Raw genomic sequence first — 13,329 nt, forward strand, 5'->3', positions numbered from 1 at the left:
CGACCCCCCACTCTTTTGGTGCCTGTAGGGCTCCCCCCCCCCCCCCCCTCCGCCCCCCCCCCCCCCCCCCCCCCCCCCCCCCCCCCCCCCCCTCGCTCCCCCCCCCCCCCCCCCCCCCCCCCGGGGCACTCCCTGGGCGAGGCGCACGAGGTGGCGGCGCGGCTCGGCGGGCCCGCCGGGGACGCTCTGCGACAGGCGGCGCGCCACTCCTTCGTGCACGGACTGCATGTGACCCTGCTGGTGAGCGCGGGTCTGCTGCTGCTCGGGGCGGCGATGGCGCTGAGGCTGCCGCGGGTGATGCAGTGCGAGCCGCAGGCCGTTGAGGTGCCGGCGCCGCGGGAGGCCGTTGAGGTGCCGGCGTCGCGGGAGGCCGTCGAGGTGCCGGCGCCGCGGGAGGTGCCGGCGCCGCGGGAGGCCGTCGAGCCCCGCGCCTTTCGAGGTGAAGCGGTGAGCCGTGCCCGCCCGGCCGGGGTGGACGTGCGGGAGACTGCGTCGTAACGTCGCCCCGAGCCGTGACTAGCAGTGCTAGTTGATGTCCAGGAGTTGTCCCGGAGTAGCCCTCGGAGGGTGCCCCCATGTCCGCGTCCGCGAAGTTGCCCCCCTTCGACCCCGCCGACCCCCTCGGCCTCGACGACCTGCTGGAGCCGGAGGACCTGGCGATCCGGGACACGGTGCGCGGCTGGGCGGCGGACCGCGTGCTGCCCCACGTCGCCGAGTGGTACGAGAAGGGCGAGCTGCCCGGCATCCGGGAGCTGGCCCGGGAGCTCGGCGGGATCGGCGCACTCGGCATGTCCCTCGACGGCTACGGCTGCGCCGGTGCGAGCGCCGTGCAGTACGGGCTCGCCTGTCTGGAGCTGGAGGCGGCCGACTCCGGCATCCGGTCCCTGGTCTCGGTGCAGGGCTCGCTCGCCATGTACGCCATCCACCGCTTCGGCAGCGAGGAGCAGAAGCAGCGGTGGCTGCCCCGGATGGCCTCCGGCGAGGTCATCGGCTGTTTCGGGCTCACCGAGCCCGACGTCGGCTCCGACCCCGGTGCGATGCGCACGTACGCCAAGAGGGAAGGCACCGACTGGGTGCTCAACGGACGCAAGATGTGGATCACCAACGGGTCCGTGGCGGGTGTCGCCGTGGTGTGGGCGGGGACCGACGAGGGCATCCGCGGCTTCGCCGTGCCCACCGACAGCGCCGGGTTCTCGGCGCCGGAGATCAAGCACAAGTGGTCCCTGCGCGCCTCCGTCACCAGCGAGCTGGTCATGGACGACGTTCGATTGCCCGCCGACGCCGTGCTGCCGGGGGTGACCGGGCTGAAGGGCCCGCTCAGCTGTCTCTCGCACGCCCGGTACGGGATCGTCTGGGGCGCGATGGGTGCCGCGCGGAGCTCTTTCGAGGCGGCGGTCGACTACGCGAAGACGCGGGAGCAGTTCGGGCGGCCGATCGGTGGGTTCCAGCTGACCCAGGCCAAGCTCGCCGACATGGCGGTCGAACTGCACAAGGGGATTCTGCTCGCCCACCATCTGGGGCGGCGTATGGACGCCGGCCGCCTGCGTCCCGAGCAGGTCAGCTTCGGCAAGCTCAACAACGTCCGCGAGGCCATCGACATCTGCCGTACGGCCCGTACGATCCTCGGGGCCAACGGGATCTCGCTCGAGTATCCGGTGATGCGGCACGCGACGAACCTGGAATCGGTGCTCACCTACGAGGGCACCGTCGAAATGCACCAGCTCGTGCTGGGCAAGGCACTCACCGGAATCGACGCGTTCCGTTAGATGGACCCGGCGCGGAGGACCTCACGCGGAGGCAGGGCCGGCGAGCGGCCCTGCCTCAGCTCTGGTTGAAGAAGCCGTCCGAACGGTGCGCGGCCGGCTCGCCGCTGACGACCTCGGTGTCGGCCGGGCTGAGCAGGAACACCCGGTTGGACACGCGCTCGATGGAACCGCGCAGGCCGAAGATCAGACCCGCGGCGAAGTCGACGACGCGCTTGGCGTCACCGGCATCCATGGCCGTGAGGTTCATGATGACGGGAACGCCGTCGCGGAACAGCTCGCCGATGGCGCGGGCGTCCCGGAAGCTGTCCGGGGTGACCGTGCCGATGCGGCGGCCTTTCTCCTCGGCGACGTCCGAGGCCACCTTGACCCGCGGATCGGTGACCCAGGCCTCCCCGGTCTCTGGCCCGTCGGAGTAGTCGTCGTCGTAGTAACGCTCGTCTTCGTTGTCGTCGACGAGGCCAAGCCAGGCACTTGCCTTGCGTACCGATCCCATGGACGCCTCCTCTCACAGCGGTCTTTCTGCTTTCCGCATCCCTATGGTCGTCCATGATGCGGATGGCGCGCCAAGTGGATAGACGCCGCGCGGGGGGGTTGTGACGGTACTGGTGCACAGCGAATCCGTCGAGAGTCCGTGTTTCCCAAGGGTTTTGGTGTAAACGGATGCTGACTGTGAGTGAAATATGATTCTCTCCGGCGTCCGGGTGATGAGGGGTGCGTACGGGTGAACGCGGTGGCCGATACGATGCGGCCGCTCAGTGTCATGCGACCTCACGGGGGAACGTCGTGTTCGGAATGGTCAGGCCGTGTCGGCACCGGCTCGGGGAGAAGCTCACCGCTCAGTGGATGGCTCATTTGTGCGGACTGTGCCTCGCCTTGCGCGGGGACCACGGACAGCTCGCGCGCATCGCCACCAACTATGACGGGCTGCTCATATCCGTACTGACGGAAGCTCAGTCCACCAGGGCAGACGCGGGACGGCGCACCGCGGGACCCTGTCCGCTGCGTGGTATGCGCACCGCGTCCGTCGCGCACGGTGAGGGCGCGCGGCTCGCGGCGGCCGTCTCCCTCGTGCTCGCCTCCGCCAAGATGCGCGACCATGTCGCCGACGGTGACGGGCTGCTGGCGCGCCGGCCGGTGGCGCTGGCCGCGCGCCGGGTCGCCGCGAGCTGGGACCGGGCCGGGGCGCGGACCGGCTTTGACGTCGGGTTCGACACGGCCGTCCTGCTCGACGCCGTGGACCGGCAGACCGGCATCGAGGCGCTCGCCGGGCCCGGTACCCCGATCCTCACCGTCACCGAGCCGACCGAGACCGCGACCGCGGCGGCCTTCGCGCACACCGCGGTGCTCGCCGGCCGCCCGCACAACGCCGGACCGCTGGCGGAGGCCGGGCGCCTCTTCGGGCGTCTCGCGCACCTGCTGGACGCCGTGGAGGACCGGGAGGCCGACGCCGCCTCGGGCGCCTGGAACCCGCTCACCGCCACCGGCACCCCGCTGGAGGAGGCCCGCCGGCTCGCCGACGACGCGGTGCACGGCATCCGGCTCGCGCTGCGTGAGGTGGACTGGGGGGCCGGGGTGTCCCCGGGACGGCACGGCACCGACGGTGGTCTCGCGCACCGGCTGCTCGTCCATGAACTGCCCAACTCCGTTCAACGTGCCTTCGGTACGGTCTCCTGTGCCCACGGAAGCGGGGCCTACGCCCCTCCCGGCGCCCCCGGTGGTCCCGGCGCCCCGCTGCCTCCAGGGCCGCCGCACCGGGACCGGCGGGGGCTGTTCGCCGGCTGTGCGGTCTGGCTGGGACTCGCCTGTACCTGCCAGATGTGCTGCGGCGCCTACGAGGACCCCTGGACCCGTGAGCCCAGGCAGGGACCCTGCACCAACTGCGACTGCAGCGGATGCGGCGACTGCTGTGAGTGCTGCAACTGCTGCAGCTGCTGTGGTGAGGACGGCGGCTGCGACTGCGGCTGCGACTGCTGAACGGTGGTCCGCGCGGGGCGCCGCGGGCGTCGGTGACGCGTCGGCGCGGGCATCCGGAGGGGCGACTTCCGGACACTCCACAGCCGTTCGACCGGTCGTCAGACCGGTGTGACCGCTGGTAACGAGTTCCCGGGTGCGGACCAAATCTCCTACATGGTTCAAAGGTTGACGTCCGAAAGGCACCCTTGCGCCGACCTGTCGGTCGGCCGAATACTCGCCCTCAGCGCTTGTCAGGGGCACGGCGTGTTCGGAATCCGGATACGTGGCCCGCTGACTGCGCCTCACGGGCCCACAACCCCACGAGGGCCCCCTACTTCCTTTGTGGAGGAACGAGAAGTGAGGATCAAGCGCACCACCCCCCGCAGCGGCATCTCGAGACGGACTCGGCTGATCGCCGTATCCACCGGCCTCGTGGCCGCTGCCGCGATCGCGATCCCCAGCGCGAACGCGGCAGACACCCCCACCACCTTCAGCTCCGCCGAACTCAAGGGCGTCAGCGGCTCGGTGCTGAAGGCCGACATCCCGGGCACCGCCTGGGCGGTCGACAGCAAGACCAACAGGGTCGTCGTCACCGTCGACAGCACCGTCTCCCAGGCCGAGATCAACAAGATCAAGCAGCAGGCCGGGGACGACGCCGGGGCGATCACCGTCAAGCGCACCCCGGGCACGTTCAGCAAGCTCATCCAGGGCGGTGACGCCATCTATGCGAGTAGCTGGCGCTGCTCCCTCGGCTTCAACGTCCGCAGCAGCAACGGAACCCAGTACTTCCTGACCGCCGGTCACTGCACCGACGGCGCGGGCACCTGGTACTCGAACTCCGGCCGCAGCACGGTGCTCGGCTCGACCGCCGGTTCCAGCTTCCCGGGCAACGACTACGGCATCGTCCGGTACACCAACTCCTCGGTCAGCAAGCCCGGCACCGCGAACGGAGTGGACATCACCCGTGCGGCCACCCCGAGCGTGGGCACCACGGTCATCCGTGACGGCTCCACCACGGGCACGCACAGCGGCCGGGTGACCGCGCTCAACGCGACCGTGAACTACGGCGGCGGCGACGTCGTCGGCGGCCTCATCCAGACCACGGTCTGCGCCGAGCCCGGCGACTCGGGCGGCGCGCTCTACGGCAGCAACGGCACCGCGTACGGTCTGACCTCCGGCGGCAGCGGCAACTGCTCCTCCGGCGGTACGACCTTCTTCCAGCCGGTGACCGAGGCCCTGAGCGCCTACGGGGTCAGCGTCTACTAGGACCGGCCCCGCATCACCGGTCCCGCCGCACGAGGAGCCCCCGCACGCCATCCGCGTGCGGGGGCTCGTTCTTGTCCGCACCCTCGGGGCGGGTGCCGGGCGGCCTTCGCGGCCGGTGCCGGAACCGGTGCGGTAGCAACGTCCGTCCACCGCGGCCCGCGTGAAACCGGACCCATGGGGGTCGATTTCCGGCCACAGTCGGATCCCGTGGCCCGTACCGCCGGTTACCCCTCCGTCGCGTTTGCAGTGCGAACCACCCTGCGTGTCCATGACCAGTCAGGACATAGAGGGCGCACGGCCGTTGCCGTACGCGCGTCCTGAAGTCGACCTTGTGTGCTGCCTGTGGGGTTCGGAAGAGTAGGCGCCGTTCGACCGGCACGGGCGTGGCTTCTTTCGTGTTCCACCCCCATGGCCGTACACCTTCCGGTCCGGCGAGGTCCCCACAACCTCCCGGGCCGTCCCCCCACAGGAGGACGTGAGTTGAAGCACCGACGCATACCCAGGCGACGTGTGGCCATGGCGGGTGCGGGCATCGCCGCACTGGCCGCCGGCGCGGTCACCTTCCAGACTGCGAACGCCAGCGAGGTACCGGCGGACGTCGCGCCCCGGACGCTCTCGGTCCAGGCGGCCGGAAAGCTCTCCTCGACGCTCGCCCAGGACCTGGGCGCCGACGCGGCGGGAACGTACTACGACGCGAAGAGCAAGAACCTCGTGGTGAACGTGCTCGACGAGGCCGCGGCCGAGACCGTCGAGTCGGCCGGCGCCAAGGCGAGAGTCGTGGCGAACTCCCTCGCCGAGCTGAAGAGCGCGCACACCACCCTCAAGCAGGACGCCACCATCCCGGGCACCTCCTGGGTGACCGACCCGACCACCAACAAGGTCGTCGTCACCGCGGACCGCACCGTCTCCGAGGCGGAGTGGACCGAGCTGACGAAGGTCGTCGACTCGCTGGGTGCCAAGGCCGAACTCCAGCGCATCAAGGGGGAGTACAAGCCCTTCGTCGCGGGCGGCGACGCCATCACCGGCAACGGCGGGCGCTGCTCGCTCGGCTTCAACGTGACCAAGGGCGGCGAGCCGCACTTCCTCACCGCCGGCCACTGCACCGAGGGCATCTCCACCTGGTCGGACTCCTCGGGCAACGTGATCGGCGAGAACGCGGCGTCCAGCTTCCCGGGTGACGACTACGGCCTGGTCAAGTACACCGCCGACGTGGACCACCCGAGCGAGGTGAATCTCTACGACGGCTCCACGCAGGCGATCTCCGGCGCCGCCGAGGCCACCGTCGGCATGCAGGTCACCCGCAGCGGCTCCACGACCCAGGTGCACTCCGGCACGGTCACCGGTCTGGACGCCACCGTGAACTACGGCAACGGCGACATCGTCAACGGTCTGATCCAGACCGACGTGTGCGCCGAGCCCGGCGACAGCGGTGGCTCGCTCTTCTCGGGTACCAGCGCGGTCGGCCTCACCTCCGGCGGCAGCGGCGACTGCGCCTCGGGCGGCGAGACCTTCTTCCAGCCGGTGACGGAGGCCCTCTCGGCCACCGGTACGCAGATCGGCTGAGCACGCCTCGTCACGACGTCCCGCCCCTCCGTCACGGAGGGGCGGGACGTTCGTGCGTTTCGGGTGTTTACGCAGGTGGAGAGGGGTCACCTGGATGTCGCACACACATTCGAGAATTGGTCTATGGTGGGGTGAAGTAGCTGGGAACAAATGTTCGAGAGTCGGTCGGGGCTCACGAGTGCGGGAGGTGCGTGTGCCGGGTTTCACGCATCTGCACACCGTCTCCGGGTTCTCCCTGCGCTACGGCGCCTCCCACCCGGAGCGGCTGGCCGAGCGCGCCTCGGAGCGGGGGATGGATGCCCTCGCCCTCACCGACCGCGACACCCTCGCCGGGTCCGTCCGCTTCGCCAAGGCCTGCGCGAAGGCCGGCGTCCGCCCGCTGTTCGGCGCGGAACTGGCGGTGGCGGCCCCCGCGACGTCCCCGGCGGCCGGGGACGAGTCCGTGCGGCGGGACAGGCGCCGCACCCCGGTGCGCGGCGGTGCCTTCATCGACGAATCGACACCGCGTGTCACCTTCCTCGCCCGGGACGGCGCCCGCGGCTGGGCCGACCTGTGCCGCCTGGTCTCCGTCGCCCATACCCATGCCGGGCTCCCGCTGCTGACCTGGGACGACAACCATGCCGACGGCCTGACCGTACTGCTCGGCCCCGACTCCGACGTCGGCCGTGCCCTCGCCGCGGGCCGCCCCGACCGCGCCGCCCGGCTGCTGGCCCCCTGGCGGGAGGTCTACGGCGACGCCCTGCGCATGGAAACCGTCTGGCACGGCCGCAAGGGCACCGGCCCCGGCTCGCTGCGGCTGGCCGCCCGAACCCTCGGCTTCGCCGCCGAGCAGGGCGTCCGGCCCGTGCTGAGCAACGCCGTCCGCTATGCCGACCCCGGTCTCGGCCCGGTCGCCGACGTGCTGGACGCCGCCCGTCGGCTGGTCCCCGTCGACCCGGCCAAAGGGCTGGACTCCGGCGAGGCCTGGCTCAAGGACCAGGGCGCCATGCTGGGAGCGGCCGAGAAGATTGTGCAGGCCGCGGGCTTCCGGCGCGAGGCCGCCCTCCGGCTGCTGGACCAGACGCAGGCCACGGCCGCCGAGTGCCTGGTCGACCCCGAGGACGACCTCGGCATGGGCAGCGTCCACTTCCCCGAACCGCACCTCGTCGGCGCGGGCCGCCGTACCGCCCAGCGGGCGCTGGCCTCCCGGGCGGCGGCGGGCATGGTACTGCGCGGCTACGCCGGCCGCCGGGAGTACTGGGAGCGGATGCACCACGAGCTGGACATCATCGCCCACCACGGTTTCGCCTCCTACTTCCTCACCGTCGCCCAGGTCGTCGACGACGTACGGGACATGGGCATCCGGGTCGCCGCACGCGGGTCCGGCGCCGGCTCCCTGGTCAACCACCTCCTCGGCATCGCGCACGCCGACCCGGTCGGGCACGGGCTCCTGATGGAACGCTTCCTGTCCAAGGAACGGGTCGTACTGCCCGACATCGACATCGACGTGGAGTCCGCGCGGCGCCTCGAGGTCTACCGCGCGATCATCGGCCGGTTCGGCACCGAGCGGGTCGCCACGGTCGCCATGCCGGAGACCTACCGCGTGCGCCACGCCATCCGGGACGTCGGCGCGGCGCTGTCCATGGACCCGGCCGAGATCGACCGTGTCGCCAAGTCCTTCCCGCACATCCGGGCCCGCGACGCCCGCGCGGCGCTCGGGGAACTGCCCGAACTGCGGGAACTGGCGGGGGAGAAGGAGAAGTACGGCAGGCTGTGGGAACTGGTCGAGGCCCTCGACGCGCTCCCGCGCGGTGTCGCCATGCACCCCTGCGGCGTCCTGCTGTCCGACGCCTCCCTGCTGACCCGTACGCCGGTCATGCCGACCAGCGGCGAGGGCTTCCCCATGGCACAGTTCGACAAGGACGACGTCGAGGACCTCGGACTGCTCAAGCTCGATGTGCTGGGTGTGCGGATGCAGTCGGCGATGGCGCACGCGGTCACCGAGGTGGAGCGGGCGACGGGGGAGCGGATCGACCTGGACGCGGTGCCGGAGGGCGACCCGGCGACGTACGGGCTGATCCGGTCCACCGAGACGCTCGGCTGCTTCCAGATCGAGTCCCCGGGACAGCGGGACCTCGTGGGGCGGCTCCAGCCGTCGACCTTCCACGACCTGGTGGTCGACATCTCCCTCTTCCGGCCCGGACCGGTCGCCGCCGACATGGTGCGGCCGTTCATCGAGGCGCGGCACGGGCGGGCGCCGGTGCGCTACCCGCACCCGGACCTTCAGGAGCCGCTGCAGGGGACGTACGGCGTCGTCGTCTTCCACGAGCAGGTCATCGACATCGTCTCGATCATGACCGGCTGCGGACGCGGCGAGGCGGACCGGGTGCGGCGCGGGCTGTCGGACCCGGAGTCGCAGGGGCGGATCAAGGTCTGGTTCGCACAGCACGCGGCGGCTCGCGGCTATGACGCGGAAACGATTCATCGCACCTGGGAGATCGTCGAGGCCTTCGGTTCCTACGGTTTCTGCAAGGCCCACGCGGTCGCCTTCGCCGTACCGACGTACCAGTCGGCGTGGCTGAAGGCGCACCACCCGGCCGCCTTCTACGCGGGGCTGCTCACCCACGACCCCGGGATGTACCCGAAGCGGCTGCTGCTGGCGGACGCGCGGCGGCGCGGGGTGCCGGTGCTGCCGCTGGACGTGAACAAGTCGGGGGTCACACACGGGATCGAACTGGTGTCTGAATCTGAATCTAAGGGGCTGAAGGGGCTGAAGGGGCTGAAGGAAGTGTGGGGCCTGCGGCTGGCGCTCTCCGACGTGCACGGCATCAGCGAGGCCGAGGCCTCCCGGATCGCCGACGGGCAGCCGTACGCCTCACTGCTCGACTTCTGGGAGCGGGCCCGGCCCAGCCGTCCGCTCGCCGGACGCCTCGCCCAGGTCGGTGCGCTGGACGCGTTCGGCGCCAACCGCCGCGATCTGCAACTGCATCTGACCGAACTGCACCGGGGCGCCCGCGGCGGACGCGGCGACCAACTCCCCCTGTCCGGTGGCCGGAGGACCGCCTCGGCCGGGCTGCCCGACCTCACCCCGTCGGAGAAGCTCAGCGCCGAACTGGGCGTGCTGTCCATGGACGCCTCACGCCATCTGATGGACGACCACGGCGGCTTCCTCGAGGAGCTGGGCGTGGTCTCCGCGCGGCGGCTGCGCGAGGCCCGGCACGGGGACACCGTCCTGGTCGCGGGCGCCAAGGCGGCCACCCAGACCCCGCCCGTCCGCTCGGGCAAGCGGGTCATCTTCTCCACCCTGGACGACGGCACCGGCCTGGTCGACCTCGCCTTCTTCGACGACTCCCACGACGCCTGCGCCCACACCGTCTTCCACTCCTGGCTGCTGCTGGTGCGCGGGGTGGTGCAGCGGCGCGGCCCGCGCAGCTTCAGTGTGGTCGGCTCCGCCGCCTGGAACCTCGCCGACCTGCTGGAGATCCGCCGGGAGGAGGGTCTGGAGGGAGTCGCCGCGCGGCTCGCCGAACCGGCCGGCACCGGTTCGGAGACCGCCGGTGACAACGGCGGCGGTCCGGCCCGCAGGGGGCTCACCGGTTCGGACGGGAGGCCCGCGCCGGCCGGTTCCGCGGCCCGGGACCCGAGGGAGGACCGGACCATCCGTATGCCCACGGGGTACGAGATGCACCCCTGGGCCGATCTGCGCCCCGCGGGCGAAGGGCCCGCGGTGGGAAGGAAGTTGTGGCACCAGAGTCCAGGGAGTGCGGGATGACTGTCCTCTGCGTACGTTTCCAGCTGCCTCCGATGTACGAGGCCACCCTGCCGGGGCTGCTCGGCCTGCTGGAGGAGTTCACCCCCGTCGTACAGGCCCTGCCGCCGGACGGGGCACTGGCCGATCTGCGCGGCGCCGAACGGTACTTCGGGCGCACCGCCCTCGAACTGGCTTCGGTGATCCGGGTGCGGGCCCTCGCCCTGCACGGCGTCGACTGTGTGATCGGCGCCGGGCCGGGCCCGATGACGGCCCGCATGGCGCTGCGGGACGCCCGGCCGGGACTGACCCGCGCGGTGTCCGGGGGCGAGGTGCGGGAGTTCCTCGCCGGCAAGCCCGTCGTGGCACTGCCCGGCGTCGGCGCCAGGACCGCCCGCACGCTGTGCGACTACGGTCTCGACACCCTCGGCCGGGTCGCCGCCGCCCCGCTGTCCACGCTCCAGCGGCTGGTGGGTGCCAGGGCCGGACGCGAACTGCACGAAAAGGCGACCGGTGTCGACCGCGACCGGGTCGTCCCGAACGCCGTCTCCCGGTCCCTGGCCACCGAACGCCCTTTCACCCGCGACGAACTGGACCCGGACCGGCACCGCCGCGCCCTGCTCTCGGCCGCCGAGGAACTGGGCACCCGGCTGCGGGCCCTCGACAAGGTCTGCCACGGCCTCACCCTCACCGTGCGCTACGCCGACCGGTCCGCCACCACCCGCACCCGCACCCTCGCCGAGCCGACCGCGCACTCGGCGGCGCTCACCAGGACGGCGTACGGCCTGTACGAGGCGCTCGGTCTGCAACGCGCCCGGGTCCGCGCGATCGTCCTGCGCGCGGAGGGTCTCGACCCCGCCGAGCTGGCCTCCCACCAGCTCACCTTCGATCCGGTGGATGAGAAGGTGCGCAGGATCGAGGAGGTCGCGGACCGCGCGCGGGCGAAGTTCGGCCCCCGCGCGGTGATGCCGGGGACGCTGGCCGCCTAGGTTCTGCCGTCCTCAGTTGGCCCACGGCGGTGCGATGCGGGTGCCGTCGGCCAGGGTCGCCTCCAGGCCGTGGGACGTGGTGACCCAGGAAACCGCGGTCTCGGTGGTCGGGTTCTCGACGGCGAGGGTCGCGCCGGGGTTGATGATCACCGTGTCGCCCGCGGTGACCCGGTGGGCGGTGCCGTCGAGGGTGATCAGCAGCTCGCCGGTGAGCAGATGGAAGATCTCCTCCCGGCTGACGGTGTGCGCCGGCGCCCGGAGACCGGCGGGAATCTCGCCCCGCCAGGCGCAGAGCTCCTTGCTGCCGGTCGAGCGGGTGGCGTACGAGACGAAGCGGGCGCCGTGCATCTCGTGGACGACGGCTTCGGACGGGCGGACGACGGGCATGAGGGCCTCCATGGCAATCAGTCAATCAGCTTGACTATATAGTCAAGCTGATTGACCATTTCGTCAAGGTGCTTCAATGCCCTCGTGCAGAACTCCGAGGCCATGGCCCTGTCCGCCGCCCTGCTCACCGTCGCCGGAGAGCTCACCCGGCGCATCAATGAGGGCGTGGTCGCCCGCGGGTTCGAAGGGGTGCGGCCCGCGCACGGCTTCGCCTTCGCCCGGCTCGCCCCGGACGGCGCGACGGTCACCGACCTCGCGGCCCACCTCGGGGTGACCAAGCAGGCCGCGAGCCAGCTCGTCGAAGAGCTGGTGCGCAAGGGGTATGCCGAGCGGCGCCCGCATCCCGGGGACGCCCGTGCCCGGCTCGTCGTCCTGACCGGGACGGGGTGGGCCTGCACCCGGGCGGCCGAGGAGGCGGCGGAGGAGGCCGTGCGGGCCTGGGGCGAGGTGTTGGGTGAGGCGGAGCTGCGTGCTCTGGGTGAGCGGTTGCTGCGTCTCGCGCCCAACGGGCCGATTCGTCCCATTTGGTGACGCATTATCAGGTGACGGCAATCGTACGCCGGTCAACGCCGGAAGTTTTTGCCGACCCGTAACTTCCCCCAGTTACTACTCACCCGTAACTTGACGAGTGAACAGCATCCTCGTGATCCGGATCACAGGGCGTAGGACCCCACCCTCCCCCTTGAACCGCAAGGAGATCACACGATGCTGCCCTGGAAGCGGGTGATCAGACCGCTGGCCGCGTTCCTCCTGGCCGCCGCGGCCGTCACCGTCCCCTCCGCTGCGAGTGCTCAGGCCGCCGACGCGCCCCGTTCGGGCTGGAACGACTACACGTGCGAGCCCTCCGCCGCCCATCCCCGCCCGGTCGTCCTGGTTCACGGCACCTTCGGAAACTCCGTCGACAACTGGCTGGGCCTCGCGCCCTATCTGAAGCACCGCGGCTACTGCGTCTTCTCCCTCGACTACGGGCAGCTCCCCGGCGTCCCCCTCTTCCACGGCCTCGGCCCCGTCGAGAAGTCCGCCGAACAGCTCGACGCCTTCGTCGACAAGGTGCTCGCCGCGACCGGCGCCGACGAGACCGACATCGTCGGCCACTCCCAGGGCGGCATGATGCCGCGCCACTACCTCAAGTTCCTCGGCGGAGCGGACGAGGTGAACGCCCTCGTCGGCATCGCGCCCAGCAATCACGGCACCACCCTCGGCGGGCTCACCAAGCTGCTGCCGTACTTCCCGGGCGCCGAGGACCTCCTGAGGCAGGCCACCCCGGCGCTCGCCGACCAGGTCGCCGGCTCCGACTTCCTCACCAAGCTCAACGCGGGCGGTGACACCGTGCCCGGCGTCCGCTACACCGTCATCGCCACCCGGTACGACCAAGTCGTCACGCCGTACCGCAGCGCCTATCTGACCGGACCGAACGTGCGCAACGTGCTGCTCCAGGACCTCTGTCCGCTCGATCTGTCCGAGCACCTGGCGATCGGGCTGTCCGACCGGATCGCCTTCCACGCGGTGGCGGGGGCCCTCGACCCGGACCGCGCCAGGCCCACCACCTGCGCCTCGGTGTTCAGCTGACACGTACAGACGCGTGGTGGGGGGGGGGGGGGGGGGGGGGGGGGGGGGGGGGGGGGAGGGCGAAAAAGGGGGGGGGGCGGTGTGGGGGCCGGGTGGTGGGTGGGTGTTA

The 13,329-nt window shown here is 71.5% G+C and carries 11 protein-coding genes (1 of these 11 only partly in view); 9 read left to right on the forward strand and 2 right to left on the reverse strand.

The window, feature by feature from the left end:
• Together ACZ5C2_RS24360 and ACZ5C2_RS24365 are read left to right on the forward strand one after the other, a co-directional pair.
• Nucleotides 1–323 carry the 3' end of an MFS transporter gene (locus ACZ5C2_RS24360; protein WP_468794618.1) on the forward strand. It extends 1,411 nt beyond the left edge of the window, so the window shows 323 of its 1,734 coding nt (coding positions 1,412–1,734); its start codon lies off the left edge, out of view; it ends in the stop codon at nucleotides 321–323.
• A 252-nt stretch (nucleotides 324–575) separates the two neighbouring features.
• On the forward strand, nucleotides 576–1,766 hold the full coding sequence (locus ACZ5C2_RS24365; RefSeq protein WP_468794621.1) for an acyl-CoA dehydrogenase family protein: 1,191 nt from the start codon (nucleotides 576–578) through the stop codon (nucleotides 1,764–1,766).
• A gap of 55 nt (nucleotides 1,767–1,821) precedes the next feature.
• Here the strand turns inward: ACZ5C2_RS24365 and ACZ5C2_RS24370 are convergent, their stop codons facing one another.
• The gene (locus tag ACZ5C2_RS24370; RefSeq protein WP_468794624.1) at nucleotides 1,822–2,259 is read right to left on the reverse strand and encodes a cell division protein SepF; all 438 of its coding nucleotides are present in this window, start codon (nucleotides 2,257–2,259) and stop codon (nucleotides 1,822–1,824) included.
• A 299-nt stretch (nucleotides 2,260–2,558) separates the two neighbouring features.
• Here ACZ5C2_RS24370 and ACZ5C2_RS24375 point away from each other — a divergent pair, with 299 nt between their 5' ends.
• From ACZ5C2_RS24375 to ACZ5C2_RS24395, 5 genes are all read left to right on the forward strand, one after another.
• Complete coding sequence (locus ACZ5C2_RS24375) at nucleotides 2,559–3,740, forward strand: DUF5685 family protein (protein WP_468794627.1); 1,182 nt, start codon at nucleotides 2,559–2,561, stop codon at nucleotides 3,738–3,740.
• A gap of 336 nt (nucleotides 3,741–4,076) precedes the next feature.
• Nucleotides 4,077–4,985, forward strand: a complete 909-nt coding sequence (locus ACZ5C2_RS24380) for a S1 family peptidase (protein WP_468794630.1) — start codon at nucleotides 4,077–4,079, stop codon at nucleotides 4,983–4,985.
• 480 nt (nucleotides 4,986–5,465) lie between these two features.
• Nucleotides 5,466–6,548: a S1 family peptidase gene (locus ACZ5C2_RS24385; RefSeq protein WP_468794633.1), complete on the forward strand. Its 1,083-nt coding sequence runs from the start codon at nucleotides 5,466–5,468 to the stop codon at nucleotides 6,546–6,548.
• Between the two features lie 193 nt (nucleotides 6,549–6,741).
• Nucleotides 6,742–10,299 carry a DNA polymerase III subunit alpha gene (locus tag ACZ5C2_RS24390; RefSeq protein ID WP_468794636.1) on the forward strand — a complete coding sequence of 1,186 codons (3,558 nt, stop codon included), beginning with the start codon at nucleotides 6,742–6,744 and terminating at the stop codon, nucleotides 10,297–10,299.
• Nucleotides 10,296–11,264, forward strand: coding sequence for a DNA polymerase Y family protein (locus ACZ5C2_RS24395; RefSeq protein ID WP_468794638.1), 969 nt, complete (start codon nucleotides 10,296–10,298; stop codon nucleotides 11,262–11,264). Before ACZ5C2_RS24390 ends, ACZ5C2_RS24395 begins: the two co-directional genes overlap by 4 nt.
• Nucleotides 11,265–11,276: 12 nt before the next feature.
• On the opposite strand, the gene ACZ5C2_RS24400 is transcribed toward ACZ5C2_RS24395, so the two are convergent.
• Nucleotides 11,277–11,651, reverse strand: coding sequence for a cupin domain-containing protein (locus tag ACZ5C2_RS24400; RefSeq protein ID WP_468794641.1), 375 nt, complete (start codon nucleotides 11,649–11,651; stop codon nucleotides 11,277–11,279).
• 84 nt (nucleotides 11,652–11,735) lie between these two features.
• Between ACZ5C2_RS24400 and ACZ5C2_RS24405 the strand changes: the two genes are divergently transcribed.
• Entirely contained in the window at nucleotides 11,736–12,182 is a 447-nt protein-coding gene (locus ACZ5C2_RS24405; protein ID WP_468794644.1) for a MarR family winged helix-turn-helix transcriptional regulator, read from the forward strand.
• 174 nt (nucleotides 12,183–12,356) lie between these two features.
• Nucleotides 12,357–13,220: an esterase/lipase family protein gene (locus tag ACZ5C2_RS24410; protein ID WP_468794647.1), complete on the forward strand. Its 864-nt coding sequence runs from the start codon at nucleotides 12,357–12,359 to the stop codon at nucleotides 13,218–13,220.
• Nucleotides 13,221–13,329 lie beyond the last annotated feature (109 nt).

Source organism: Streptomyces sp. NPDC031365 (assembly GCF_055569765.1).

Excerpts from the sequence above, each read along its gene's own strand:
- ACZ5C2_RS24365 (WP_468794621.1), top strand. The coding sequence starts at position 576 with ATGTCCGCGTCCGCGAAGTTGCCCCCCTTCGACCCCGCCGACCCCCTC.
- ACZ5C2_RS24370 (WP_468794624.1), bottom strand. The coding sequence starts at position 2,259 with ATGGGATCGGTACGCAAGGCAAGTGCCTGGCTTGGCCTCGTCGACGAC.
- ACZ5C2_RS24375 (WP_468794627.1), top strand. The coding sequence starts at position 2,559 with ATGGTCAGGCCGTGTCGGCACCGGCTCGGGGAGAAGCTCACCGCTCAG.
- ACZ5C2_RS24395 (WP_468794638.1), top strand. The coding sequence starts at position 10,296 with ATGACTGTCCTCTGCGTACGTTTCCAGCTGCCTCCGATGTACGAGGCC.
- ACZ5C2_RS24400 (WP_468794641.1), bottom strand. The coding sequence starts at position 11,651 with ATGCCCGTCGTCCGCCCGTCCGAAGCCGTCGTCCACGAGATGCACGGC.
- ACZ5C2_RS24410 (WP_468794647.1), top strand. The coding sequence starts at position 12,357 with ATGCTGCCCTGGAAGCGGGTGATCAGACCGCTGGCCGCGTTCCTCCTG.